Below are 23,394 nucleotides of genomic sequence, written 5' to 3'. Positions count from 1 at the left end.
ACCGCCATCACGCCAGCATCCCTGTCCCAACTACGGCAAGCCGACGACACCGGAACCAGCCCTGGAAAGCAGACCGGTGCCGCCAGCCCCAACCACTGACCCAACCCCGTGAGGAGAGGAGCCAGCGTCATGCACGCTACCCAACCGCAGGGCGGAGCCTGCCCTGAACCCACCCGCCGCTTCGACGGCGGGCCCGAGACCGGCACTGACCGCAGGTACTTCGATCTGTGTCAGTCCGACGACGCCGCCGAGGTCTACGGGCAGACCGAACTCGACCACGACCGGCTACCCACCACCGACGGCTTCATCGCCTGGTGCGCCAGGCAGGCCACCGCGGTGGAGGGCTACGTCGTCACCGAGTCCGGGCTGCACGCACTGACCGACGCCGAGACAGGCGAGGAGCCGGTCACGGCGCGGCGGGTGCTGCAGTCGGCGGCGCTGTACCTGGAACGGCACGGCTGGATCCAGGGCGCCTACTACGACGCCACGACCGGAAGCTTCCTGCCGCCGGCGTGTCTGGTCGGGGCGATCGGCATGGTCTGCTACGGCGGACCCGTCGACGCCCCGGCGCAACACTTCGACAACCCCGGCTTCCTCGACTTCGAGGAAGCGGTCCTGCACCTGGACCGGTACCTGCTGATCGAGGACGGCTCGGAGTCGTACGAGTTCAACGACACCAAGGGCCGCACCCTGCAGCAGGTCACCCATGCGCTGCGGGAGGCGGCGGACACCCCGGCCGAGGAACTCATCGACGCCATCCGGGCCATCAATGCGAAGAACACCGAGACGGCGGAGACGGCGAAGCTGCTGATCCCCCGCAGGATCTGGGGCGAGGACGGCATCACGGAATGCCCGGACTGTGGGCGGCACGTCCCGGTCATCGACGGCCGGTTGGCTACCCACGTGCCGCACCCCGGCACGCCGGCCGACAGCTGCGTCAGCGGTGATCCTGTCCTGCTGGGCGGTGACGGCCGATGAGCAAGAACACCGTCAAGCCCGCCTTGACACCGAAACCGCGGAAACGGCCGAGGCGTCGGGTGGAGAACACCCAGTTCGACGCGTTCGCCCGCCGGATCCTGCGCGCCTACGCGCGACGGGTCGCCAACGGCGACGTCGAAGCCCTCGGTGCGCTGGCCGCGCTCACGGCGGAAGTCGACGCTATGTGCCGGCTCGCGGTGGCGGGGCTGCGACAGGCACCGTACGGGTACTCGTGGTCCGAGATCGCTGACCGGCTGGGTACCTCCCGGCAGGCCGCGCAGATGCGCTACGGCGACACCACCGGCCGCGGCGCCATCGACCGCCGTCTGCTGGAGGCGGGGCTGCACGTCTCGGTGGCCACGCTCGTGCGGGTCTTCGCCGATCATCACCCTGGTAGCCCGGCCGCGTCGCGGTGTCCGGGCTGCGGCTTCCGCTACCCCGACGGGGTCCTCGACTGTCCCACGAACGCCACCGTGCGTCCGCTGCTCCTGCGGCGGCGTGGCGAGGACCGGGAAGCTGTCGCCCTCCTCACTCCTGACCAGTTCGCCGACCTGCACAAGCCAATCACTACCCGCTTGCGGGCAGCGGTCAGGCAGGCGGCTCTGCCCTCGCCGTGTCCCGACCGCGTACCGACCCTGTTCGACCACGCCGGAAAGGACACCACCCGATGAACCCCAACCCGTTGGCGAAGGTTGCTCACGACCCCGCCCCGTTCCCGACCCGACCGATCGACCGGCGCCGGTTCGGCGCGAGCGTCCTGGCGAACTGGCTGACCACCACCGTGCCCGACATGGACGTCAGCTACGACGGTGACTGCGTGGTCACGGTCGGGGCGTTGAGGGTTCGCTACCTTCCTGGGGCCGTGGAGATCGCTCTCCCGGACCGGTACACCGGTGACGGTGAGGTCGTGGTCTACGCCGACGAACCGTTCGCGATCGCCACGGTCATCGACCTGTACCTGGCATCCACCCAGGTCACGCGATGACAGCGGGCGTGTCGGGTCGGCGGTGGGCGTACCTCGGTGCCGCCCTCGGTGGACTCGTGTCGATGGCGGCGAACATCGCCCACTCCTACGTCCCACCGATGGGCGTAGACAGCGGCTGGTCCCCGAAACCGGGTGCCGTGCTCGGCGCCGTGTTCTGGCCGGTCGCGGTGTTCGTCGCTACCGAGATCCTGACCCGGGTCGCCTGGCCCACCGGTCGGGTGTGGTGGCTCCTGCGCTGGGCGGGCATGCTCCCCGTCGGTGCGGTCGCCGCGCTGGTCTCCTACCGGCACCTGTCCGGACTCCTCGCCTACTACGGCGAAGAACCCCTGGTGTGTGTGCTCGGCCCGCTCGCTGTCGACGGGCTCATGGTGATGGCCACCGGCGCGATCCTCGCCACCCGCCAACACCAACACGCCATACCCGAGTCCCCGTCCGTTCCGGCCGGTCCCGACATCGCCGTCGGGCCGGCCCCGACCCCCATCACCCCCACGTCCACCGCAGACAGCTTCGCTCCGTCCGCGGCGGACCCGACCCGGGAACCCGAACCGGTGCCGGCACCGATCTCGGTGCCGTCCCCGGCTGTCGTCGCCACCCGGATCGCCGGGGCCGACGCCACCGGCCCGACCGGATCAGCGACCGCGCTGCGCGACACTGCCCGCACCCCGCGTCCCCGACCCAGCACCACCGGCACACCCTCGGCACCGAGGCTGGCCGCTCCCGCCACCGACAACGTCGCCGCGCTGGAGCCCGCCCTGCCCACCCCGCCGATCGTGGCGCCGGAGCTGCTGAACCGGGCCCGCGAAACCGCACGGCAGTACCGCACCGAGCACGGCACACCGATCACGCCCGGGCAGCTGGCAGTCCGCCTCAAGGTGACCTCCGAACAGGCAGCACAGGCCCTGGCCGTGCTCGGCCTCGGCCCGGACAACCCGACCAACCCGATCCCGTCCGTCAACGGCACGCCTGCGAAGGCCAGCCGGTGACTGTCTCGTCGTTGAACGTCGTCCCCGAAGCATCCGCTTCGGGGGCGGCCCCCTGCGCCGAGGCCACCCCCACGATCCTCGGCGGCGCGCTGGGGATGCGGCTGCACTGGATGGCCCGGTCCGCCGATGTGCGGCAGCAGGCCATCGCCCGTGCGGCCCGCCCCGACTACCCGGCCTGGCTCGCTCACGTGAAGACCGCGGCGGCCTGCACCCGCCCGGTCCGGCTGGCCGGAACCATGGCCACGGTCGAGGCGGCAACCGGCCGGATCCTGGCCGAACGGTCCACGGCGGACATGCCCGACGGCGTGATCTACAAGCCGTGCGGCAACCGTCGCGAGAACGTGTGCCCGTCGTGCTCGAAGGTGTACCACCACGACGCGTATCACGTTGTCCGCGCCGGGCTCGTCGGCGGCAAGGGCGTCTCCGACCAGGTCGCCATGCATCCGGCTGTGTTTCCCACGTTCACCGCCCCCTCGTTCGGGGAGGTGCACACCCGGGTGGTGCGCCGGCACACCTGCACGAAGCGGAAGGATTGCGACTGCCGCCCGGAGCCGTGCCACGCCCGCCGCGACGCCACCACCTGCCCGCACGGGGTCCGGCTGGCGTGTTTCGCTCGCCACGACAGCGACGATCACCGGCTGGGCACGCCGTTGTGCCTGGACTGCTACGACCACGACGCCCAGGCCGTGTGGAACCTGATGGCGGGGGAACTGTGGCGGCGCACCACCATCGCGATCAACCGGTACATCCGCCGCGTCTGCCGCGCGCGCGGCCTTCCGTTCTACCCGGTGGCCTGCGGGAAGAAGGTGCGCTGGGTGGCGCCGGTGCGGCTGTCGTTCGGTAAGGCCGCCGAGATGCAACGCCGCGGTAGCGTGCATTTCCACGTCATCATCCGCCTCGACGGCTACCACCCCGCCAAGCCCGACGAGATCCTGCCGCCCCCACCCGGGCTGGACGCGCAGGACTTGGTCGACGCCGTCGACAATGCTGCCCGCACGGTCCGGTTCACCACCGACCCGCACCCCGCCAACCTGCACGGCTGGCGCATCGCCTGGGGCGAGCAGGTCCTCACGAAGGTCATCACGGTTGCGGCCGAGGGTGAGGTCACCGACGCCCAGGTCGCCGCGTACCTGGCGAAGTACGCCACCAAGTCCACCGAGATCACCGGCCACGCCTCCAACCGGCTCACCGAAGACACCATCGCCGTGTACGCCGACCCAGACGGCACCCACGTCGAACGCCTCGTCGACGCATGCTGGCGGCTGGGGCACTTCCGCGTCGCCCGCTGGCACCCTGGCCCGCTGGGCGGCCGCCTTCCAGTCACCCCACCGACCAGGCCGTTCTACGGACCGTGGACCTGCCGCGCCTGCGGCAACACCACCCGCTACGAGGGCTGCCCGACCTGCGCGGCGGCAGAAGTGGCCGAGGCCGACGCCGAGCGTCGTGACCCGGATGATCTGCTGCGGCTGATCCCCTACTTCCGGCTGCGCCGCTGGGCGCACATGCTCGGCTTCGGCGGCCACTTCCTCACCAAAAGCCGCCGCTACTCCATCACCTTCGCGCTGCTCCGTGAGCAGCGGATCGTGTTCCGCCGGGCTCAGAGCAGCGGTCCTGAACAGGACCCGGCGAACTCCACTGAGCCGACCACGTTGGTCGTGAACTTCCTGGCCTTCGTCGGCGCCGGTTGGAAGACCCCTGCTGACGCGATGCTCGCAAACACGTCCGCCGCACTGGCCCGCGACCACCAGGCGACTGCCCGCGAGTACCTGACCACTGTGGCCGTCTGAACGGCCGTAAGACGTCAAGCCGACCTTGGCGCACAGCAAGAGGAAGGAGCGCCGCATCCATGGGGGAGGCGAGTGCAGCGCACGGTCCGTACTACCGGCCCGCCGAGGTCGCGCGGCTGCTGCGCTGCTCGGAATGGTGGATCAAAGAGCAGGCCCGCCGTCGCCGGATCCCGTTCTGCTGGATCGGCGGCAGCTACCTGTTCACCGAGGAGCACATCGCCGCGATCGTGCGCCTGTTCGAGGTGCGCCCGACCGCCGAGCAGGAGCCGACGATCGTTGCTGTTCCCGAGTCCCGGCGGACGCCGGGCAGCGACGACGCGCCGGTCGCTCGCCTGCGGGCACGCCCACCACGTCGCGTCCGCGACACCACATCCCGCAACACCGCTGCATAGAGGAAGGGAGGAACGCCGTGGGGTTCGCCGAGAAGCGCGGCGACTACTGGAGGGGCCGCTACAAGGCCGGCCCAGGCAAGTACCCGACCGTCTGCGACGCTGACGGCCGGCCGGTCCGGTTCCGCACCAGGCGGGAGGCCGAGCAGGCCGCCGACGATGCGGAGGCGAAGGTGCGCGCCGGAGCGGCGGTGCGGTTGCCGACGGGCCGGGTCACGTTCGGCGAGTACGCCAACCTCTGGTACGAGCGCCAGGACCTGGCCGCGTCCACGATGCAGAACTACCGGCGCAGGCTGGAGGAACACCTGCTGCCCACGTTCGAAGGTCAGTTCCTGACCGAGATCACCCGGGACGCGGTCGCTGCGTGGCAACGCGCGGAACGCAAGCGGGGCTACGCGGACGCCAGCCTGCGGTCGTGGCGCGCCCTGCTGCACCTCATCCTGGCCGATGCGATGGAGGAGGGGCGGGTGGTCGCGAACCCGGCGGCCAAGCGGCGCGGCCGGGGCAAACGCACCGGCCGCTCCGCGCACCGGGGCGCCGAGAAGGCGATCACGACAGCGCTGGGGATCCTGCTGATCGCCGAGCGGGCCGCCCTGCTGTCCGGCCGCGACGACGAGTTCATGGCCGTCGTGACGATGGGCTTCACCGGGCTGCGCTGGGGCGAGCTGGTAGGCCTGGAGACCAAGTACGTGCGCGAGGGCGGGATCCGGGTGGAGTGGCAACTGTACGAGCTGGACAACGGCCAGCTGCACCGCTGCCCGCCGAAGGACGAGTCGCGGCGCGACATTATCGCCCCGCCGTGGCTGGTCGAGCTGCTGCGCGACCACCTCGCCCGGACCCGGCCAGGCCCGTGCTCCTGCCACGACCTGCGGTACGTGTTCCGCGGGCACCGCTCGGTCAACGGCTCGGCCGGGCAGACCGGTCCCCGGCTGGCCGATGTCGCCCAACGGGCCGGGGTCGGCGTGGGCACGGTGTCGGCGGTGCTCAACGACCGGGCGGTGGTCACCGACGCGACCCGGGCGCGGGTCCTGGCGGCGATCGCCGAGCTGGGCTACGTCAAGGGCGCCCCGGCCGGGACGCTCGCCCCGCACTGGCGGCGCAACGGCTTCGCCACCTGGCTGTTCCAGCCGGCGGTCACCGGCCGCTATCCGCGCAAGGCGCCAAACCCGGTCCGTCCGGTGCCGATCGTGGGGGAGCCGTGGCCGGGCGTGCCGATCCGGGGCCGCGGCGCGCTGGCGCAGGCGGACGCGTGCTGGTTGCCGATCGCCGACGGGCTGACCCCGCATGGGCTGCGGCATTCGTACAAGACGCTCATGGTGGAGCTGGGCACGCCGGCCACGCTGATGGATGCCCAGATGGGTCACGAGGACGGCTCGGTGCAGGCCCGCTACGCGCACGTCACCTCGGGCATGACGGCTCGGCTGCTCGACGGGCTGACCGGGGCGTGGGCCGAGGCTTTGGCGGCCCGGCGGGAGCTGAGCCCGCGATCACCGGTGCCGGTGCTGGACCGGCTGTTGGGGGAGGAGCCGACATGACCCCGGCAAGATCTTCTCCCAGGTTTCTCCCAAGGGCCCCGGAGAACGAGAAACGGGCCTCGTCCCGAAGGAGCGAAACCCGTTCTGACCTGCAAAAGTGCGTGGTGGGCGATACTGGGATCGAACCAGTGACCTCTTCCGTGTCAAGGAAGCGCGCTCCCGCTGCGCCAATCGCCCCGGTCACAACTTGCCGAGGTGGAGACGGGATTTGAACCCGTGTACACGGCTTTGCAGGCCGTTGCCTCGCCTCTCGGCCACTCCACCGAGTGGGCCCCGCACGTTACCTGTGGAAGCCTCTCCGAGCGGACGACGGGATTCGAACCCGCGACCCTCACCTTGGCAAGGTGATGCGCTACCAGCTGCGCTACGTCCGCTTGTCGCTCCGGTGGTGTTCCCCGGTGACGGATAGGAACTTTAGCCGGTTGCCCCGTGGGTTGCCAAACCGGGGTCCCCCGGCGCGTCGCGGCTTGCGTCCGCGGCGCTCTGACCTGGGCAGCCTCGGAAATGGCGTGGGATGGCGGCATGGAGATCCGACAGATCAGCGCGGAGGGGGCGGACGCACACGATGTGGCCGCTGCGGGCGTACGCCTTCCAGTCGCCGCCGGGATCGGACGACGATCTGAAACGTACGCGGTTCTACCGCTCCGCGGTCAGCCTGGTCGCGGAGGAGGGCGGGGAGACGCTCGCCGGGGCGGCCGCCTTCCCGATGCGGCAGAACGTACGTGGCTTGGTGCACGACATGGCGGGGGCCGTCCTCCGCGCGGCGTCGTGGCCTGCTGCGTGCACTGGAGCGGCTCCTGCGCCAGCTGCGCGACCAAGGATGCCCGGTGAGCGTTTTGTACCCGTTTCGCCCTTCCTTCTGCCAGCACTTCGGCTTCGTGGGGCTGTCGCGGTGGCGCACGGCGACGTTCGCCCCCGAGGGACTGGCGCTGCCACCGTCGAGTGGCGCCTGGCTCCGCGTCGGCTTCGACGACTATCAGGCACGCTGCGCCTGCTGGGGGGAGCGGCACGGCTTCAGCGTGTTCGACGAGATCCGTACGGCGGAGTTCCGGGAAAGTCCACATGCTGGGCCGGGTGGGCGCGGTGACGTACCGGGTGGATCGGTAGGGCGGGGGCCTCGTCGCGGATCACCCTGCAGCCCACCGGCCCCCTGAGCCGGGCCCTGCCGGTGCAGTTCTTCGCCCGGCGCATGGAGCAGGTCGCCCGCGTCGTCGTGCACGTGGACACCGACGAGGTGCCCGAGCTGTGGGCCACCGACCTGGCCGTGTCTACCCGAGGGACAGATGGCGAGTCCGACCACGAACGGAACGAGACCCGGTAGCGCCGCTCAGGCCACGCTGAGCTGTGCGGGCCGGTCTGGTCTCGCTGGATCCCGTCGTCGTCCGCGGCCTCGGGCAGGTGGATCCGGGGCACTGGCACCCGCTGCGGGCGCTGTTCCCGCGGGCGGATCTCTGACGACCGCGGGCGATGGCGCGCGGGTTGCTGACGAGGCAGGCGATGGGGCGCCTACGCGCTGTCCACGGCGGGCAGGCCCGCGGTCCGGAACGCGCGGCCGTCGTCGGTCACCGCGGCGGACTCGTACCCGTCGGCGGCGAGTTTGCCGAGCCAGCCGATGCCGGGCTCACCCATGGCGAGGGCCGCGGTGGCGTACGCGTCGGCCAGGGCCAGGTCGGGACCGGTCACGGTCACCGCGCGCAGGCCCTGCGCGGCCTGCCGGGTACGCGGATTGAACACGTGCGCGCCCCGCTCGTACGTGCCGGAGGTGGCCACCGCCCCGTCCGTGAGTTCCAGCACCCAGCTCAGCTTGTCCGCCTCCCAGGGGTGGCGGACGCCGACCCGCCAGGGCCGGCCGTCGGCCTTGTGGCCGCGCATCCGGATGTCGCCGCCCGCGTTGAGGCAGTGGTTGACGCTGCCCGCCTCGGCCAGGCGCGCCGAGGCCACCTCGATCGACCAGCCTTTGACGTAGCCGGACGGGTCGAGCGGCCCGGCGGCGTACGCGTCGAACCAGCCGTCGGTCTCGCGCCACAGGTCGGCGCAGGCGCCCAGCACGTGCCGCAGGTCGGGGGAGGCGTCGTCCGCGGTGATCTCGCCGCGGCGCAGCCGCATGACCTCGCTGTCGTCCGAGTACGTGGTGAACCGGCGGTCGACCTCGTGCAGCCAGGCGCACATCTCGCCGATCAGCGCGGTGAGCCGGTCGGCGGGCAGCCGGTCGGCCAGCTCGATGCTGACCACGGTGCCCATGACGTGTTCGACGTGCCGCACCCGTCCGACCCTACGCGTTCGCCTCGTCCAGGGCGGCCTGCAGCGACTCCACGTACGACTTGCTGGTGACGGTGGCGCCGGAGACGGCGTCGATGTCGGCGCTCTGCGCCTTGAGGGTCTGCTCCTTGAGCTGGGGCACGGCGGCCGGGTTGATGGTGGCGCTCTCGCCCGTGGTCGGGAACGTGGCGGCGACCTTGGCGATCTTGCCGTCGGTGACCCTGATGCTGACCTGCACGGTCCCATACGGGTTGCGGACGGGCTTGCCCTTGTAGGTGCCGTCGGTGAGGCCGCTGCCCCCGCCCGCGGTGCCCGAGTTGTCGTCGCCGTTCTCCTCCTTCTCCTTCTTCTTGCCGGACGACTTCGACGGCTCGGGGTCGGGGCCCAGGTCGTTGTTGGCCACGTCGACGGCGGGGGGTGCGGCGGTCACTACGGGCGCGGACACGCTGAGCCGTACGCCGATGATGAGGGCGGCGCCGGTCAGGGTGCCCACGGCTGCTGCGGTACTACGTCGCATCGGTGTCTCCGTCAGAACTCGAAGGGGTCGAGGTGCATCTGGCTGTCGGGTACGTCGAGCTGGCGCAGGGTGTTCACGGCCGCACCCACGAGTCCGGGCGGGCCGCACAGGTACACGTCCCGGCGGTTGACGTCGGGCACGAGGCCGAGCATCCCTTCCGGGGTGAACAGCCGCCGCGGGCCGGCGTCGGAGCGGGAGCCGACGATGTAGCGGACCCAGGCGTCGCGCCGCTCGGCCAGGTCCTCCAGCTCCTCGCGGAACACCAGCTCGTCGGGGCGGCTGGCCCGGTAGATGACGATCGTGTCCGGCGGCATGTCCTCCAGCAGCGCCCGGATCGGGGCGATGCCGCTGCCGCCCGCGATGAGCAGGGCCCGCCGCCGGGTGCGGTGCTGGGCGGTGAACGTGCCGAACGGGCCTTCGGCCCACACCGGGGTGCCGGGCTCCAGCTCGGCGAGCCGCGCGGTGTGCCCGCCCGCCACGGTGACCGTGAGCCGCAGCCATTCGGAGTTGGGCGCGGCCGACAGCGAGAACGGGTGGGACTGCCACCAGCCGTTGCGGGTCAGGAAGCGCCAGCGCATGAACTGCCCGGCCTGGGCGGGCAGCCGGTCCAGGTTCTTGCCGTCGATGTAGATCGAGAACGTGTTGGCGCCCTCGCGTACCACTTCGGCGACCGCGAAGCGGTGCCGCACGTTGAGCCACACCGGCTCGACCAGGCGGCCCCAGATCAGTGCGGCGATGACCAGCGCGCCGAGGCCGGGCCAGAAGATTTTCGCGTACCGGCCGCTGAGGTCGGCGCCGGTGGCGACCTGGTGGCCGTAGCCGAGCAGCAGCACGAGGTACGCGGCGAGGTGGGTGAGGTGCCACAGCTCGTACGGCAGTTTGGTGCGGGCGGCGCGGATCGACAGCAGGCTGATCACCACGAGCAGGACGGTGGCGACCGTGGCGCTGATCATGTCGGGCAGCGTGGTGATGATGTCGATGCCCTGCTGCACGACGCCGGCCTGCGCGGTCTTGGCGTACCCGAAGACGATGAACACGATGTGTGCCAGCACCGCGACCACCAGTGAGGTGCCCAGCCAGCGGTGCCAGCGCAGCAGGTCCCGGGCGCCGACCCACTCCTCCAGCCAGGACACCCGGCTCATCATCAGCAGCTGGACGAAGAGCAGGTAGCCGCCGATCAGGCCGGTGACCCGGCCGACCGCCATCATCAGGGTGGCGGTGTCGTTGACCGCGCCGGCCTGGGTGTCGAACACCCACAGCGCGACGCTGGTGCCGAGCCCGGCGAAGAACAGGATGACCGTGAGCAGCCGGTTGCCGGAGACGCTCTCGGCCGGGGGCCGGTCGTCAAACGGTACGGCCGGGCCCGCCTCGGTGCCGCGCCAGCCGCTGGGGTCGGTGGGCGCCTCGACGATGATGTCGCCGCGGGCGTATTCCGGTCGCTGCTGGCTCTGGGTCCGAGCCAGGAAGCGGGCGGTCGCCACCGGCTCGGGGCGACGGCTGCGCTGGTCTTCGAAGGTCTGGAACGCCCCCGGCCCTTGTCGGCCGGCGACGTCACCCTGCGCCCGCGCCATCGCCTCTCACCCGCTCAGCAGTCGTCGTCTCGCGTCTGCCACCCCCCGGCGGCGACGTGACGACCGGCGGCCGTCGGGGTTTGGTACGCAGCGGGCGCCGGGAAGGCTCAAGCGGAAGCGGAAAAACCCGGGTTGAAGCTGATCAGCCTGTCGATGAGGCCGCCGCCGGGGAAGTCCATCAGGACCATTCCGGTGCGGTGCGTGATGTGGCCCTGATTGAGGTAGTCCAGCAGGAACGGGTTGACCCCCTGCACCCACAGCGCCCCGCCCGCACACCACTGGGGCTGCACGAACGCGCTCGCGCCGCTGGCGAAGTTCACGTACATCTTGGTGGGGTCGCCGGTGTCCGTGGCGTCCAGGAACCGGCGGACTTGATCACGCTTCGTGGCGATGGCGCCGATGTTGGGGACGTTGTAGTTGTCCTGCACGTAGGTCGAGGTGCCGTTCCAGTCCGCGAACTGGGTCAGTCCGTAATGCTCGATTGGTCCACCGAACGCGCCGTGCAGCACCGCGAGGACGAGTTTGCCGCGGATCGCCCCAAGGGCAGGGGTTGCCGCGGCGCTGCCACGCTGGACCGCGGGCTGCCAGAACAGATCGGGACGTTTCGCCGCGTACAGGTCGAAGATGTCCGGGAAGCTCAGCTGGCCGGGCACGTCGGTGCACGAGCCGAGTTCGCCGGTGCATTCCTGCTTCAGCCGCATCACCACGGTTTCGGTCGGGTGCGCGCTGAGGAAAGCGGCGAGTCTGTCGAGCACGTCGTCGAAGTTCGCGTTCTGGTACACCGCGCCGTGGTGGATCGTGAACGTGTTTCCGCCGTTCACCCGCGCCCGGATGTCGATCATGCGGAGGCCGGCGGCGAGCTGGGCGGTGAGGGTGCCGCCGCTGTCGCCGAAGTCCTCCTGGGTCTGGGTCGGGCCGCCGCCGTGGATGGCCATCGTGTCGTGGGTGCCGGGCAGCGACAGGGTGGCCAGGCTGGTCGCGTCCGGCACGGTGCGCATCCAGTCCGGGTGGTGGGCCGCGCTCAACGTCCGGTAGGACGGGTCGGCGGCGCGGGTGGCGGCCGAGGCGGGGCGGGGCGCCGCGACCAGCGTCGTGATCAGCGTGAGGATCGCGAGGGCACGCTTCATGCATGGAAAGATATCGATCTGAGGGTACGGCGGGAAGACGCGAACTCCGATCAGCCACGGACGATGTCCCCGACCACCCGGCGCTCCCGTCCGCGCCCGGCCTGCCTTCCGCATGCGGCACCCAGGCGAACCCGGGTGGGCGCACTGTGCGCCCTGCAGGCCGGTCCACGGTCGCCGGGCGATAGCGTCAGGCCGTGACCACCGACCCGCACCCGCTGACCGTCGTTGGCATCGGCGCGGACGGGTGGGACGGCCTCGCCGACCCGGCCCGCGCCGCGTTGGGTGCCGCGGAGGTGGTCTTCGGCGGCGACCGGCAGCTCGCGTTGCTGCCCCCGGCCATCGCCGCGCAACGGGTGCCGTGGCCGTCGCCCCTGCTGCCCGCGCTGCCCGGCCTGCTCGACGACCACCGAGGACAGACGGTGTGCGTGCTGGCCAGCGGCGACCCGATGTGGCACGGCATCGGCGCCACCCTGGTCCGGCTCGCCGGCCCGGACGCCGTGCGGGTCCTGCCGCACCCGTCGTCGATCTCGCTGGCCGCGGCCCGCCTCGGCTGGCCGCTGGCCGACACCGACGTGCTCAGCCTGGTGAGCGCGCCCGTCGAGGAGCTCCACCCGCTCGTGCACCCGGGCCGCCGCGTCCTCGTGCTCGGCCGCGACGGCGCCACCCCGGCCCGGGTGGCCGCGCTACTCACCGCCCGCGGCTACGGCGACAGCCCGCTCACGGTGCTGTCCCAGCTCGGCGGCCCCACCGAACACGCCCTCACCGGCACCGCCGCGAGCTGGGCGTACCCGGACACCGACCCGCTGAACGTGATCGCGGTCGACTGCCGGGGGACCGGGCGCCCTGTCCCGTGCGTGCCCGGCCTGCCCGACGAGCTGTACGACACCGACGGGCAGCTCACCAAGCGCGAGGTCCGCGCGGTCACCCTCGCCGTGCTCGGCCCGCAACCCGGCGAGCTGCTCTGGGACGTCGGCGCGGGCTCCGGCAGCATCGGCATCGAATGGATGCGTACGCATCGCCGCTGCCAGGCCGTCGCGGTCGAGTCGTCCGCCGAGCGCGCCGCCCGCATCCGCGCGAACGCCGAGACGCTCGGCGTACCCGGGCTGCGGGTCGTGCACGGCCGCGCCCCGGACGCCCTGGCCGGGCTGGACGCCCCCGACGCCGTGTTCATCGGCGGTGGCCTGACCCGCGACGGCGTGCTCGACACCTGCCTGGCCGCGCTGCGCGGCGGCGGCCGCCTGGTCGCGAACGCGGTCACCGTGGAGTCCGAGGCCGTGCTGGCCGCCTGGTACGCCCGGTTCGGCGGCGAGCTGAGCAGGATTGCGGTCAGCCGGGGCGCGCCGGTCGGTGGCTTCACGGGATGGAGAGCGATGATGCCGGTGACGATCTGGTCGGTGACCAAGCCGTGACGGTGCACTTCATCGGCGCCGGTCCCGGCGCCGCGGACCTCATCACGGTACGCGGCCAGCGCCTCATCGCCGCCGCACCCGTCTGCCTGTACGCGGGCAGCCTCGTCCCCGCCGAACTGCTGGCGATGTGCCCGCCGGACGCCACACTGGTCGACACCGCGCAGTTGACCCTCGACGAGATCGTGGCGCTGATGGTCACCGCGCACGCCGACGGGCACGACGTGGCGCGGCTGCACTCCGGCGACCCGTCCGTCTTCAGCGCGGTGGCCGAGCAGATGCGCCGCCTGGACGCGGCCGGGGTGCCGTACGACGTGACGCCCGGGGTGCCTGCGTTCGCGGCGGCGGCCGCGTCGCTCGGGCGGGAGTTCACCGTCCCCGGCGTGGCGCAGACGGTCATCCTGACCCGTACCGCCGAACGGGCCACGGCGATGCCGGCCGGCGAGGACCTCAGCACGCTGGGCGCCAGCCGGGCCACGATGGTGCTGCACCTGGCCGTGCAGCGCATCGACGCGGTGGCCGCGGAGCTGACCGGCAGCTACGGCGCGGACTGCCCGGTCGCGGTCGTGGCCCGGGCCAGCCGCCCGGACGAGCTGATCGTCCGGGGGACTCTCGCGGACATCGCCGGGCGGGTGGCCGAGGCGGGCATCCGGCGTACCGCGGTGATCGTGGTGGGTGCGGCGCTGACCGCGTCGCAGTTCCCGGACAGCCACCTGTACTCCGCGGACCGATGCCGGACCTGACCCGGCCCGATGCAGACCTGACCGGGCCTGGCGGGGGCGTGGTCCGGCCTGACGGGGCCCATTCCGGCGCTGAAGGTGGGCCGTCCGGTGCGGGGCTGCGGGTGTTGATTCTCGGTGGGACCTCGGAGGGTCGCGCGCTGGCCGCCGCCTGTGCGGACCTGTCCGGACTGCACGTCACCAGCTCGCTGGCCGGGCGCACCAGCGCGCCGCTGCGGCCGGCCGGGGAGTTGCGGGTGGGCGGGTTCGGCGGCGTCGATGGACTGATCTCCTATCTGCGGTCCGAGCGGATCGGTGCGGTGGTCGACGCCACGCACCCGTTCGCGGCCACCATGTCCGCGCATGCCGTGGCCGCGGCCGCCCGGGCCGGGGTGCCGCTGCTCGTGCTGCGCCGTCCGGGTTTCGTGGCCCGTCCCGGCGACGACTGGCACCGGGTGCCGTCGACGTCCGCCGCCGCCGGGCTGGTGCCTGCGCTGGGACAGCGGGTGTTCCTCACCACCGGGCGGCAGAGCATCGCGGCGTTCGCCGGGGTCGGCGGGTGCTGGTTCCTGTCCCGGTCCGTGGAGCCGCCCCAGCCGCCGGTCCCGCCCCGGCTGGACGTCGTGCTGGATCGGGGGCCGTTCACCGTGGAGGGCGAGCGGGCTCTGCTCGACAGGCACCGGATCGACGTGCTGGTCACCAAGGACAGCGGTGGAACGGCACCCAAACTGGACGCCGCCCGGGAGCGTGGCATCCCGGTCGTGATGATCGACCGCCCGCCAGTTCCGGCGGCGCCCAGCGCGTTGCTGGACGCCGCTGCCAGCCCGGCGGGATCCGGCGCGTTGCTGGGTGCCGCTGCCAGTCCGGCGGAACCATCCGGCTGGGGCCGGGGTGGCGCCTCCGGCGTTGCCCAGCCGGTGGAGGTCGCCGCGACGATCCCCGCGGCGCTCGCCTGGCTGGCCGCCCGCATCTCCCCTTGACCGATCGTGAAGATTTCTGGTGCGGACCTGACCGGATCCGGGCGGCGGCTGAGATCAGGCCGGGTAGCTGCGGGGAGTGAAAACCAGGGCCGTGCCGTCGGGGCGGGTCGACACGCGGGTCTGTGACGAGCCGACGATGAGCAGGCAGCGCATGTCGATCGTGACCGGATCCAGCTCGGCCAGCGTGGTCACCCGCACCGTCTCGGACGGCCCGCCCACATCGCGCCCCACCACCACGGGCGTCTGCGGGGCGCGGTGCGCGAGCAGCAACTCCCGGGCCCGGACCAGTTGCTCCCGGCGGCTGTTCGAGGCTGGGTTGTACAGGGCGATCACCAGGTCGGCGCCGGCCGCGGCGGTGAGCCGGTCGGCGATGACCCGCCACGGCTTGAGCCGGTCGGACAGCGACACGATGCAGAAGTCGTGACCCAGCGGCGCACCCACCCGGCTCGCCACCGCCTGCGCCGCGGTCAGCCCGGGCACCACCCGCACGGGTACGTCCTTCCACTGCGGATCCTCGCTGACCTCGAGGACGGCGGCCGCCATCGCGAACACCCCCGGATCGCCCGAGGACACCACCGCGACCCGGCGCCCCCGCTTGGCCAGGTCCAGCGCGAACGCCGCCCGTTCCGCCTCGACCCGGTTGTCGGAGGGGTGCCGGCGCTGCCGCGGATTCGGCGCGACCCGGTCCAGGTACGGGCCGTAGCCGATCAGGTCGTCGGCCGCCGCGAGTGCCGCCTGGGCCTGCGGCGTGAGCCAGTCCCGCCCGCCGGGCCCCAGCCCGACCACGGTCACCGATCCGGCCCCGTCCAGCGCCACCTGCCCGTCCAGCGCCACCTGCCTGTCCAGCGCCACCTGCCTGTCCGGCGCGGACGGTCCGGCGGGGGCGGTGGCCGGGCTCGGCAGCAGGGCCAGCGAGAAGTACGGCACGCTCGCCGGATCGACCCCGGCCAGCGGCTCGGTCCGCTCCCGGTCCGTGGTGGCCCGCTCCACGTACCACGCGTCGTCGAGGCGGCCCGCCTTCTCCAGCGCCTCCCGTACCCCCGTGAACGTCCGGCCGAGCTTCATGACCGCGGCGGGACCGGCGCCCGCCAGGCGGGTGGCCAGCTCGTCGGGTGGCAGCGTGCCGGGCAGGACGGTGAGCACCTCGTCGCGTTCCACGAGGGGGCGTCCGAGGGTGGCCGAGGCCGCGCTCACCGACGTCACGCCGGGCACCACCTCGGTGGGATACCGGTGCGCGAGTCGCTTGTGCATGTGCATGTACGAGCCGTAGAAGAACGGATCCCCCTCGGCCAGCACCACCACGTCCCGGCCCGCGTCCAAATGGGCGGCCAGCCGCCGGGCGGCGTCCGCGTAGAACTCGTCGATGGCCCCCTGGTAGCCGCCAGGATGATCCGTGGTCTCCGTGGTGACCGGGTAGATCAGCGGCTCCTCGACCTGCTCGGGCCGCAGGTACGGGGCCGCGATCGCGCGGGCGTTGCTGCGGCCGTGCCGGGCCGCGTGGTATGCCACCACGTCGGCCGCCCCGATCAGCCGCGCCGCCTTGACCGTGACCAGTTCCGGGTCGCCCGGACCGAGACCCACGCCGTACAGCCGCCCGCTCACTCTTCCTCCGATGCCAGGGCGTTGACGGCCGCCGCCGTGATCGCGCTGCCGCCGCGCCGCCCGCGTACGATCAGGTGTTCCAGTTCGGAGGCGGCCAGCGCCTCCTTCGACTCGGCCGCGCCGATGAAGCCGACCGGGATGCCCAGCACCGCGGCCGGGCGTGGTGCCCCCGCCGCGATCAGTTCCAGCAGCCGGAACAGGGCGGTCGGCGCGTTGCCGATCGCCACCACGGCCCCGTCCAGCCGGTCGCCCCACAGGTCCAGTGCCGCCGCGCTGCGCGTGTTGCCGAGCGCGGCGGCCAGCTCGGGCACCGCCGGGTCGCGCAGCGTGCAGATCACCTCGTTGTCCGCGGGCAGGCGCCGCCGGGTCACCCCGGACGCCACCATCTCGGCGTCGCACAGGATCGGCGCGCCGTCGCGCAGTGCCTTGCGGGCCGCGGTGACCACTCCGGGGCTGTGGGCGATGTCGTCCACCAGGTCGACCATGCCGCAGGCGTGGATCATGCGCACCGCGACCCGGGCCACGTCATCGGGCAGCCGGGACAGGTCGGCCTCGGCCCGGATCGTGGCGAACGACCGGCGGTAGATCTCCGCCCCGTCGCGTATGTACTCCATCAGCTCCTCCTCGCGGTGGCGACCAGATCGGCCACCCCGTCCCCGCACGCCCGGCCCGACCCGGCGGGGGAGCGCACCTCGTAGTCCCGGCCGGTCGCCTCGACCCGTACATGTGGTCCGGCCGGGCTGCCGCAGCCGCGCGCACAGCCCACCCAGTGGACCGGCAGGCAGGCACGGCCGGCTGCCGGGCCCGTGCCGCCCGGCGCGGCCGCACGCACCGCCCGGGTCGCGTCGGCGCGCACGTCGGCCAGCGACTTCGCGCACCCGGGAAGCCCGGCACAGGTGGTCACCCCGGCCCACCGGGAACCCTGCTCGGCCTCCAGTCCGACCCCGGCCAGCGCGTGCTGCCAGCCGGGCGCCGCCTCCGGCGCCAGCCCGGGCACGACCACCCCGCGCCACGGCGTCACGACCAGCACTGCGGCCCGTTCCAATACCTTCATCTGTACGGCGCTCCACCGCCCGAGCGGCACCACCGCCCCGACACTCACGAGCCCGTCGGGCTGGGTGACCAGCCCGACCGGCGCCACGATCCCGGGTTGGTCCAGGGCGACCGGCTCGGCCAGCGGCACCCCCAGCGCGGCCGCGGTACGCGCCGCCAGCCGTCCGGGCCCGTCGACCAACTCCCGCACCCGCCACGCCCCACCGATCCCCGCGGCAACCGTCGCGTCGCCGGATCCTGGTGCCCGGTGGCTCCGAGAGGGGTCCTGGATGCGTTGCGTCTCGCGTTCGGACAGGAAGGCGTGTGCGGCGGCCAGTAGTGCGGGAACCACCCGGCCCGCGGGCACCCGTAGCCCGGCGTCGACTCCCGCGAAGAGGATCGCGACGGCACCACTCAGCGGGTACGCCGCCACGTCGGCCGGGAACGCCACGTCGCCACGCCCACTGTCCAGGGCGAACAGGAACCGGCCGGGCAGCCCGGCCAGCAGTGGGTCCGCGCACAGCGCCCGGTCCAGCGCCCCGACCAGCGGCGCCACGTCGAGGGCGCCGCCGGGAAGCGGGGAGGCGGCGATGTTGCGTACCAGCTCGTGGGTGGGCGAGGGCAGCAGGCCCGCATCCGCGAGGCGCCCGGCCAGCCGGTCGACGGAAACGCCGGTGAGGGCACGCAGCTGCACGTTGCCCCGGGAGGTCAGCTCGACGTGCCCGTCGCCCCACTCGTCCGCCAGCTCGCGCAGCACCCGCACCTGGGTGCCGGTGAGCCGCCCGCCGGGCAGCCGGACCCGCGCCAGCGGCCCGTCGGCCGCGGCGTGCAGCCGCAGCGCTCCGGGGCAGGCGTCGACGCTGACGCGACGTGGGGAGGGCACGGCCCGGATACTACGGGCGGGCGGCGACCTTTCCGCCGCACCCGTCGTTGTTGTCGGACGCGGCACGCCGCCTTGACGCGGTCGGCACCCCGTGCGCACAGTGGGAGTCCACGTGCGGCGACGCCGCGGAGGAAGCCGGTGTGAGTCCGGCGCGGTCCCGCCACTGTCACCGGGTTGAGACACCCGGGAGCCAGGAACTCCGGTCGCCGTGACCCTTCGACCCGGGGCGCGGACCCCGAGGGGAGAGCCGTGTTTCTGCTGCTGTCGACGTCCGACACCGACCTGCTCAGCGCCCGCGCCAGCGGCGCCGCGTACCGCCTGGCCAACCCGGCCCGGACCCAGGTGTCCGACCTGCCCGGCCTGCTGGACGGCGTCGAGCTGGTGATCGTCCGCATTCTCGGCGGCCGCCGGGCCTGGGAACAGGGCCTGGACGCGCTGCTGGCCGGTACGGTTCCGGTGGTGGTGCTCGGCGGGGAGCAGGCCCCGGACGCGGAGCTGATGCAGCTCTCCACAGTGCCCGCGGGCGTGGCCGCCGAGGCACACGCCTACCTCGCGCACGGGGGCCCGGCGAATCTGGCCGCCCTGCACGATTTCCTGTCCGACACGATCCTGCTCACCGGCCACGGCTTCACCCCCGCCGAGCCCGCCCCGGACTGGGGAGTGCTGGACCGCGCCCCCGGCACCGAGCACCCGCGCCCGGCGTCCGGTACTGCGGCGACGGGGCCGACCGGCGCCACAGCGGCACCCGGTGACCGGCCGACGATTGCGGTGCTGTACTACCGCGCTCACCACATGGCCGGGAACACCGCATTCGTCGAGGCCCTGTGCCAGGCCGTCGAGGACCGGGGTGGGCGCCCGCTGCCGATCTTCACAGCATCGCTGCGGACCGCCCCGCCCGAGCTGCTGGCCGAGCTGCGCCGGGCGGACGCGCTGGTCGTGACGGTGCTGGCCGCGGGCGGCACCCGGCCGGCGACGGCCTCGGCGGGCGGTGACGACGAGGCGTGGGACGTCGGCGTGCTGGCCGAGTTGGACGTACCGATCCTGCAGGGGTTGTGCCTGACCAGCGGCCGCGCCGCGTGGGAGGACAGCGACGACGGGCTGTCCCCGCTGGATGCGGCGACGCAGGTGGCGATCCCGGAGTTCGACGGGCGGATCATCACGGTGCCGTTCTCGTTCAAGGAGATCGACCCTGACGGCCTGTCGGTGTACGTGGCCGATCCGGAACGTGCCGCCCGGGTCGCCGGGATCGCGGTGGCGCACGCCCGGCTGCGCCACATCCCGCCCGCCCAGCGCCGGATCGCCGTGATGCTGTCGGCCTACCCGACGAAGCACTCCCGGATCGGCAACGCGGTGGGCCTGGACACGCCCGCCTCCACGGTCCGGCTGCTGGCGGCCATGCGGGACCGCGGCTACCAAGTCGGGGCGTTCACCGGCTACGACGGCGACGGGCTGATCCACGCGCTGATCGCCGCGGGCGGACAGGACCCGGACTGGCTCACCGAGGAGCAGCTGCAGGGCAACCCGGTACGCATCAGCGGCGCACGCTACGCCGCGTGGTTCGCCACCCTGCCCGAGGACCTGCGCGAGTCGGTGACCCGGCACTGGGGCCCGCCCCCCGGCGAGCTGTACGTCGACGGCGGCGACATCGTGCTGGCCGCCCTGCGCGACTCCAACGTGGTGGTCATGGTGCAGCCGCCGCGCGGCTTCGGCGCCAACCCGGTCGCCATCTACCACGATCCCGACCTGCCGCCGAGCCACCATTACCTGGCCGCGTACCGGTGGCTGGCCGACGACTTCGGCGCGCACGCGGTGGTGCACGTCGGCAAGCACGGCAACCTGGAGTGGCTGCCCGGCAAGAACGTCGGCATGTCCGCCTCGGACGGCACCGACGCGGCCCTGGGCGACCTGCCGCTGATCTACCCGTTCCTGGTGAACGATCCGGGGGAGGGCACCCAGGCGAAGCGGCGCGCCCACGCCACCCTGATCGACCACCTGATCCCGCCGATGGCCCGCGCCGAGTCGTACGGCGACATCGCCCGCCTCGAACAGCTGCTGGACGAACACGCCACGATCGCCACCCTGGACCCGGCGAAGCTGCCCGCCATCCGCGCCCAGATCTGGACCCTGATCCAGGCCGCCCGGATGGATCACGATCTGGGGCTGGCGCACCGCCCCGGCGACGAGGAGTTCGACGACTTCCTGCTGCACGTCGACGGCTGGCTGTGCGAGGTCAAGGACGCCCAGATCCGCGACGGCCTGCACGTGCTGGGCGCCGCCCCGACCGGCGAGGCACGGATCAACCTGGTGCTGTCGATCCTGCGCGCCCGGCAGATGTGGGCGGGCCAGGTCGCCGCGCTGCCCGGCCTGCGGGAAGCGCTCGGCCTCACCGAACCCGGCACGGCGGCGGCCGGGGCGGGTCGCAACGACGTCGACGCGATCGAGGCGACCGCCCGCGAACTGGTGACCGCCATGGAGGAACGCGACTGGGCGGCCGACGCCGTGGCGCAGGTCGTGCCCGGGGTGCTCGGCCGGGTGGACGACGCGGTGGCCGCGGTCCTCACGTTCGCCGCCACCGAGGTCGTGCCCCGGCTGGCCCGCACCACCGACGAGCTGGATCACGTGCTGCACGCCCTGGACGGTGGTTATGTCCCGGCCGGGCCGAGTGGCTCCCCGCTCCGTGGCCTGGTCAACGTGTTGCCGACCGGCCGCAACTTCTACTCCGTCGACCCCAAGGCGATCCCGAGCGCCCTGGCCTGGGAGACCGGTCAGGGCATGGCCGATTCGCTGCTGGCGCGCTACCGCGCCGACACCGGCGACTGGCCGCGGTCCGTCGGGCTGTCGGTCTGGGGCACCAGCGCCATGCGTACGGCCGGGGACGACATCGCCGAGGTCCTCGCGCTGATGGGGATCCGGCCGGTCTGGGATCAGGCGTCACGCCGGGTCACCGGCATCGAGCCGATCGACCTCGCCGAGCTGGGCCGCCCCCGCATCGACGTGACCGTGCGCATCTCCGGGTTCTTCCGTGACGCGTTCCCGCACGTGGTGGCGATGCTGGACGACGCGGTCCGGCTGGTCGCGGCACTGGACGAGCCCGCCGAGGACAACTACGTACGGGCCCACGCGCTCGCCGACGAGTCCACGCACGGCGACTGGCGGCGCGCCACCACCCGCATCTTCGGCTCGCGTCCCGGCGCGTACGGTGCGGGCATCCTGCCGTTGATCGACAGCCGCAACTGGCGCGGGGATGCCGACCTGGCCGAGGTGTACGCGGTCTGGGGTGGCTTCGCGTACGGCCGGGACCTGGACGGGGTGCCCGCCCGCCCGGACATGGAGAACGCGTACCGGCGCATCGAGGTGGCCGCGAAGAACGTGGACACCCGCGAGCACGACATCGCCGACTCGGACGACTACTTCCAGTACCACGGCGGCATGATCGCGACGGTGCGGGCGCTGACCGGCAAGGCGCCCGCCGCGTACATCGGCGACTCGACCAATCCGGACGCGGCTCGCACGCGCAGCCTCACCGAGGAGACCGCCCGGGTGTTCCGCGCCCGGGTGGTGAACCCACGGTGGATCGCCGCGATGCGCCGGCACGGCTACAAGGGCGCGTTCGAGCTGGCCGCGACCGTGGACTACCTGTTCGGCTACGACGCCACCGCCGGGGTGGTGGCCGACTGGATGTACGAGCAGCTGGCCGCCACGTACGTGCTGGACCCGGAGAACCAGAAGTTCATGACCGAGTCCAACCCGTGGGCGTTGCACGGCATCACCGAGCGCCTGCTGGAGGCGGCCGAACGTCAGATGTGGGCGGAGCCGGATCCCGCCACGCTGGCCGCCCTGCGGCAGGTCTACCTGGAGGCCGAGGGCGACCTGGAGGGCGACGACTAGCCGCGGCGGCGCAGCAGGTACGTGTCCATGATCCAGCCGTGCTTCGCGCGGGCCTCGGTGCGTACCCGGATGATCTCGTCGGCGACCTCGGCCAGCGGCCCGGACACGAGCAGCTCATCGGGGGTGCCCACGTACGCGCCCCAGTAGATGTCCACATCGGCGTCCCGGTACGCGTCGAAGGCGTGCTGGGCGTCGAGCATCACGATCAGGTCGTCCACCTCGGGTGGCCAGCCCTCGCCGAGGCGCCGCCCGGTGGTGACCTGGAACGGCCGCCCGACCCGGTTCAGCCCGACCCGGTGCCGGGCGGCCAGTGCGGAGACGCTGCTGATGCCCGGCACCACCTCGTACTCGAAGGTGGTCTCACCCCGGGCGAGGATCTCCTGAAGGATCGCGATCGTGGAGTCGTACAGGGACGGGTCACCCCACACCAGGAACGCGCCGGTCTCGCCGTCGCGCAGGTGTTCGGCGATCAGTGCCTCGGTGACCTCGGCGCGGCGGTGCCGCCAGTCCGCGATCGTGCCGGGGTAGTCGGCGGGGGTGCGGTCGCGGTCGGGGTCGCGCCCCTCGGCGACCCGCTTGCCGGGCCGCCCGTACGCCCGCATCAGCTGCCGGCGCAGCTCGATCATGCTGTCCTTGGTTTCGCCCTTGTCGAGCAGGAAGAACACGTCGGTCCGGCCGATCGCCTTGGCCGCCTGCAGGGTCAGATGGTCCGGGTGGCCCGCGCCGATCCCGATGACGTAGATCTTCCGCACC

General features: G+C 72.8%; 20 protein-coding genes, 3 tRNA genes, 1 pseudogene and 1 riboswitch. Of the genes and pseudogenes, 13 read left to right on the top strand and 11 right to left on the bottom strand.

Annotated elements, in window-relative coordinates:
- Positions 1-129: 129 nt before the first annotated feature.
- From ACMCNO_RS25955 to ACMCNO_RS25925, 7 genes and pseudogenes are all read left to right on the top strand, one after another.
- Positions 130-978 carry a hypothetical protein gene (locus tag ACMCNO_RS25955; RefSeq protein ID WP_412752055.1) on the top strand — a complete coding sequence of 283 codons (849 nt, stop codon included), beginning with the start codon at positions 130-132 and terminating at the stop codon, positions 976-978.
- A pseudogene (locus ACMCNO_RS25950) lies at positions 975-1,271 on the top strand (hypothetical protein); the annotation flags it as partial. The gene ACMCNO_RS25955 and the pseudogene ACMCNO_RS25950, both read left to right, overlap by 4 nt.
- A gap of 374 nt (positions 1,272-1,645) precedes the next feature.
- Positions 1,646-1,963 (top strand): hypothetical protein, encoded by a 318-nt coding sequence (locus ACMCNO_RS25945; RefSeq protein WP_412752054.1) that lies wholly within the window; start codon positions 1,646-1,648, stop codon positions 1,961-1,963.
- Entirely contained in the window at positions 1,960-2,946 is a 987-nt protein-coding gene (locus ACMCNO_RS25940) for a hypothetical protein (RefSeq protein ID WP_412752053.1), read from the top strand. Before ACMCNO_RS25945 ends, ACMCNO_RS25940 begins: the two co-directional genes overlap by 4 nt.
- Positions 2,943-4,733: a replication initiator gene (locus ACMCNO_RS25935; RefSeq protein WP_412752052.1), complete on the top strand. Its 1,791-nt coding sequence runs from the start codon at positions 2,943-2,945 to the stop codon at positions 4,731-4,733. Before ACMCNO_RS25940 ends, ACMCNO_RS25935 begins: the two co-directional genes overlap by 4 nt.
- Positions 4,734-4,792: 59 nt before the next feature.
- Entirely contained in the window at positions 4,793-5,125 is a 333-nt protein-coding gene (locus tag ACMCNO_RS25930) for a helix-turn-helix domain-containing protein (RefSeq protein ID WP_412752051.1), read from the top strand.
- 17 nt (positions 5,126-5,142) lie between these two features.
- Positions 5,143-6,657: a LacI family DNA-binding transcriptional regulator gene (locus ACMCNO_RS25925; protein ID WP_412752050.1), complete on the top strand. Its 1,515-nt coding sequence runs from the start codon at positions 5,143-5,145 to the stop codon at positions 6,655-6,657.
- A 102-nt stretch (positions 6,658-6,759) separates the two neighbouring features.
- On the opposite strand, the gene ACMCNO_RS25920 is transcribed toward ACMCNO_RS25925, so the two are convergent.
- The 3 genes from ACMCNO_RS25920 to ACMCNO_RS25910 form a co-directional block, all read right to left on the bottom strand.
- Positions 6,760-6,834, bottom strand: a tRNA-Val gene (locus ACMCNO_RS25920).
- Between the two features lie 16 nt (positions 6,835-6,850).
- A tRNA-Cys gene (locus tag ACMCNO_RS25915) sits at positions 6,851-6,921 on the bottom strand.
- 37 nt (positions 6,922-6,958) lie between these two features.
- A tRNA-Gly gene (locus ACMCNO_RS25910) sits at positions 6,959-7,031 on the bottom strand.
- A gap of 453 nt (positions 7,032-7,484) precedes the next feature.
- On the opposite strand from ACMCNO_RS25910, the gene ACMCNO_RS25905 reads away from it, so the two are divergent.
- Positions 7,485-7,811, top strand: coding sequence for a hypothetical protein (locus ACMCNO_RS25905; protein ID WP_412752049.1), 327 nt, complete (start codon positions 7,485-7,487; stop codon positions 7,809-7,811).
- A gap of 14 nt (positions 7,812-7,825) precedes the next feature.
- Positions 7,826-7,978 carry a hypothetical protein gene (locus ACMCNO_RS25900; RefSeq protein ID WP_412752048.1) on the top strand — a complete coding sequence of 51 codons (153 nt, stop codon included), beginning with the start codon at positions 7,826-7,828 and terminating at the stop codon, positions 7,976-7,978.
- Positions 7,979-8,163: 185 nt separating this feature from the next.
- Here the strand turns inward: ACMCNO_RS25900 and ACMCNO_RS25895 are convergent, their stop codons facing one another.
- The 4 genes from ACMCNO_RS25895 to ACMCNO_RS25880 form a co-directional block, all read right to left on the bottom strand.
- On the bottom strand, positions 8,164-8,898 hold the full coding sequence (locus tag ACMCNO_RS25895; protein ID WP_412753813.1) for an FAD:protein FMN transferase: 735 nt from the start codon (positions 8,896-8,898) through the stop codon (positions 8,164-8,166).
- Between the two features lie 31 nt (positions 8,899-8,929).
- Positions 8,930-9,433: an FMN-binding protein gene (locus tag ACMCNO_RS25890; protein WP_412752047.1), complete on the bottom strand. Its 504-nt coding sequence runs from the start codon at positions 9,431-9,433 to the stop codon at positions 8,930-8,932.
- 11 nt (positions 9,434-9,444) lie between these two features.
- Positions 9,445-11,004 carry a ferric reductase-like transmembrane domain-containing protein gene (locus ACMCNO_RS25885; RefSeq protein ID WP_412752046.1) on the bottom strand — a complete coding sequence of 520 codons (1,560 nt, stop codon included), beginning with the start codon at positions 11,002-11,004 and terminating at the stop codon, positions 9,445-9,447.
- A 107-nt stretch (positions 11,005-11,111) separates the two neighbouring features.
- Positions 11,112-12,131, bottom strand: a complete 1,020-nt coding sequence (locus tag ACMCNO_RS25880; RefSeq protein ID WP_412752045.1) for a phosphatidylinositol-specific phospholipase C — start codon at positions 12,129-12,131, stop codon at positions 11,112-11,114.
- A gap of 194 nt (positions 12,132-12,325) precedes the next feature.
- Between ACMCNO_RS25880 and cbiE the strand changes: the two genes are divergently transcribed.
- The 3 genes from cbiE (at position 12,326) to ACMCNO_RS25865 (ending at position 15,236) form a co-directional block, all read left to right on the top strand.
- Complete coding sequence (gene cbiE / locus ACMCNO_RS25875) at positions 12,326-13,540, top strand: precorrin-6y C5,15-methyltransferase (decarboxylating) subunit CbiE (RefSeq protein ID WP_412752044.1); 1,215 nt, start codon at positions 12,326-12,328, stop codon at positions 13,538-13,540.
- Entirely contained in the window at positions 13,537-14,280 is a 744-nt protein-coding gene (gene cobM, locus ACMCNO_RS25870; protein WP_412753812.1) for a precorrin-4 C(11)-methyltransferase, read from the top strand. The genes cbiE and cobM overlap by 4 nt, the downstream gene beginning before the upstream one ends.
- Before the next feature lie 101 nt (positions 14,281-14,381).
- Positions 14,382-15,236: a cobalt-precorrin-6A reductase gene (locus ACMCNO_RS25865; protein WP_412752043.1), complete on the top strand. Its 855-nt coding sequence runs from the start codon at positions 14,382-14,384 to the stop codon at positions 15,234-15,236.
- Positions 15,237-15,290: 54 nt separating this feature from the next.
- On the opposite strand, the gene ACMCNO_RS25860 is transcribed toward ACMCNO_RS25865, so the two are convergent.
- Genes ACMCNO_RS25860 through ACMCNO_RS25850 form a run of 3 tightly spaced genes read right to left on the bottom strand, consistent with a single transcriptional unit; the run spans position 15,291 to position 18,753 of the window.
- Positions 15,291-16,838: a precorrin-2 C(20)-methyltransferase gene (locus ACMCNO_RS25860; protein WP_412752042.1), complete on the bottom strand. Its 1,548-nt coding sequence runs from the start codon at positions 16,836-16,838 to the stop codon at positions 15,291-15,293.
- Complete coding sequence (locus ACMCNO_RS25855; RefSeq protein WP_412753811.1) at positions 16,835-17,455, bottom strand: precorrin-8X methylmutase; 621 nt, start codon at positions 17,453-17,455, stop codon at positions 16,835-16,837. Before ACMCNO_RS25855 ends, ACMCNO_RS25860 begins: the two co-directional genes overlap by 4 nt.
- Positions 17,452-18,753 (bottom strand): precorrin-3B synthase, encoded by a 1,302-nt coding sequence (locus tag ACMCNO_RS25850; RefSeq protein ID WP_412752041.1) that lies wholly within the window; start codon positions 18,751-18,753, stop codon positions 17,452-17,454. Before ACMCNO_RS25850 ends, ACMCNO_RS25855 begins: the two co-directional genes overlap by 4 nt.
- Before the next feature lie 128 nt (positions 18,754-18,881).
- A riboswitch (cobalamin riboswitch) is annotated at positions 18,882-18,953 on the top strand.
- Positions 18,954-19,002: 49 nt separating this feature from the next.
- On the opposite strand from ACMCNO_RS25850, the gene cobN reads away from it, so the two are divergent.
- Complete coding sequence (cobN, locus tag ACMCNO_RS25845; protein ID WP_412752040.1) at positions 19,003-22,641, top strand: cobaltochelatase subunit CobN; 3,639 nt, start codon at positions 19,003-19,005, stop codon at positions 22,639-22,641.
- On the opposite strand, the gene cobF is transcribed toward cobN, so the two are convergent.
- Positions 22,638-23,393 (bottom strand): precorrin-6A synthase (deacetylating), encoded by a 756-nt coding sequence (cobF, locus tag ACMCNO_RS25840; protein ID WP_412752039.1) that lies wholly within the window; start codon positions 23,391-23,393, stop codon positions 22,638-22,640. The two genes, cobN and cobF, sit on opposite strands and share 4 nt — an antisense overlap.
- Between the last annotated feature and the right edge of the window lies 1 nt (position 23,394).

It is taken from the genome of Krasilnikovia sp. M28-CT-15, assembly GCF_047159595.1.
Taxonomy (GTDB): domain Bacteria; phylum Actinomycetota; class Actinomycetes; order Mycobacteriales; family Micromonosporaceae; genus Actinoplanes.
This window is presented reverse-complemented; position numbering and strand designations above follow the sequence as displayed.

What these genes read in the sequence shown, in the direction of transcription:
- ACMCNO_RS25955 (WP_412752055.1), top strand. Translation starts at nt 130, where the DNA reads ATGCACGCTACCCAACCGCAGGGCGGAGCCTGCCCTGAACCCACCCGC.
- ACMCNO_RS25945 (WP_412752054.1), top strand. Translation starts at nt 1,646, where the DNA reads ATGAACCCCAACCCGTTGGCGAAGGTTGCTCACGACCCCGCCCCGTTC.
- ACMCNO_RS25940 (WP_412752053.1), top strand. Translation starts at nt 1,960, where the DNA reads ATGACAGCGGGCGTGTCGGGTCGGCGGTGGGCGTACCTCGGTGCCGCC.
- ACMCNO_RS25930 (WP_412752051.1), top strand. Translation starts at nt 4,793, where the DNA reads ATGGGGGAGGCGAGTGCAGCGCACGGTCCGTACTACCGGCCCGCCGAG.
- ACMCNO_RS25895 (WP_412753813.1), bottom strand. Translation starts at nt 8,898, where the DNA reads ATGGGCACCGTGGTCAGCATCGAGCTGGCCGACCGGCTGCCCGCCGAC.
- ACMCNO_RS25890 (WP_412752047.1), bottom strand. Translation starts at nt 9,433, where the DNA reads ATGCGACGTAGTACCGCAGCAGCCGTGGGCACCCTGACCGGCGCCGCC.
- ACMCNO_RS25885 (WP_412752046.1), bottom strand. Translation starts at nt 11,004, where the DNA reads ATGGCGCGGGCGCAGGGTGACGTCGCCGGCCGACAAGGGCCGGGGGCG.
- ACMCNO_RS25880 (WP_412752045.1), bottom strand. Translation starts at nt 12,131, where the DNA reads ATGAAGCGTGCCCTCGCGATCCTCACGCTGATCACGACGCTGGTCGCG.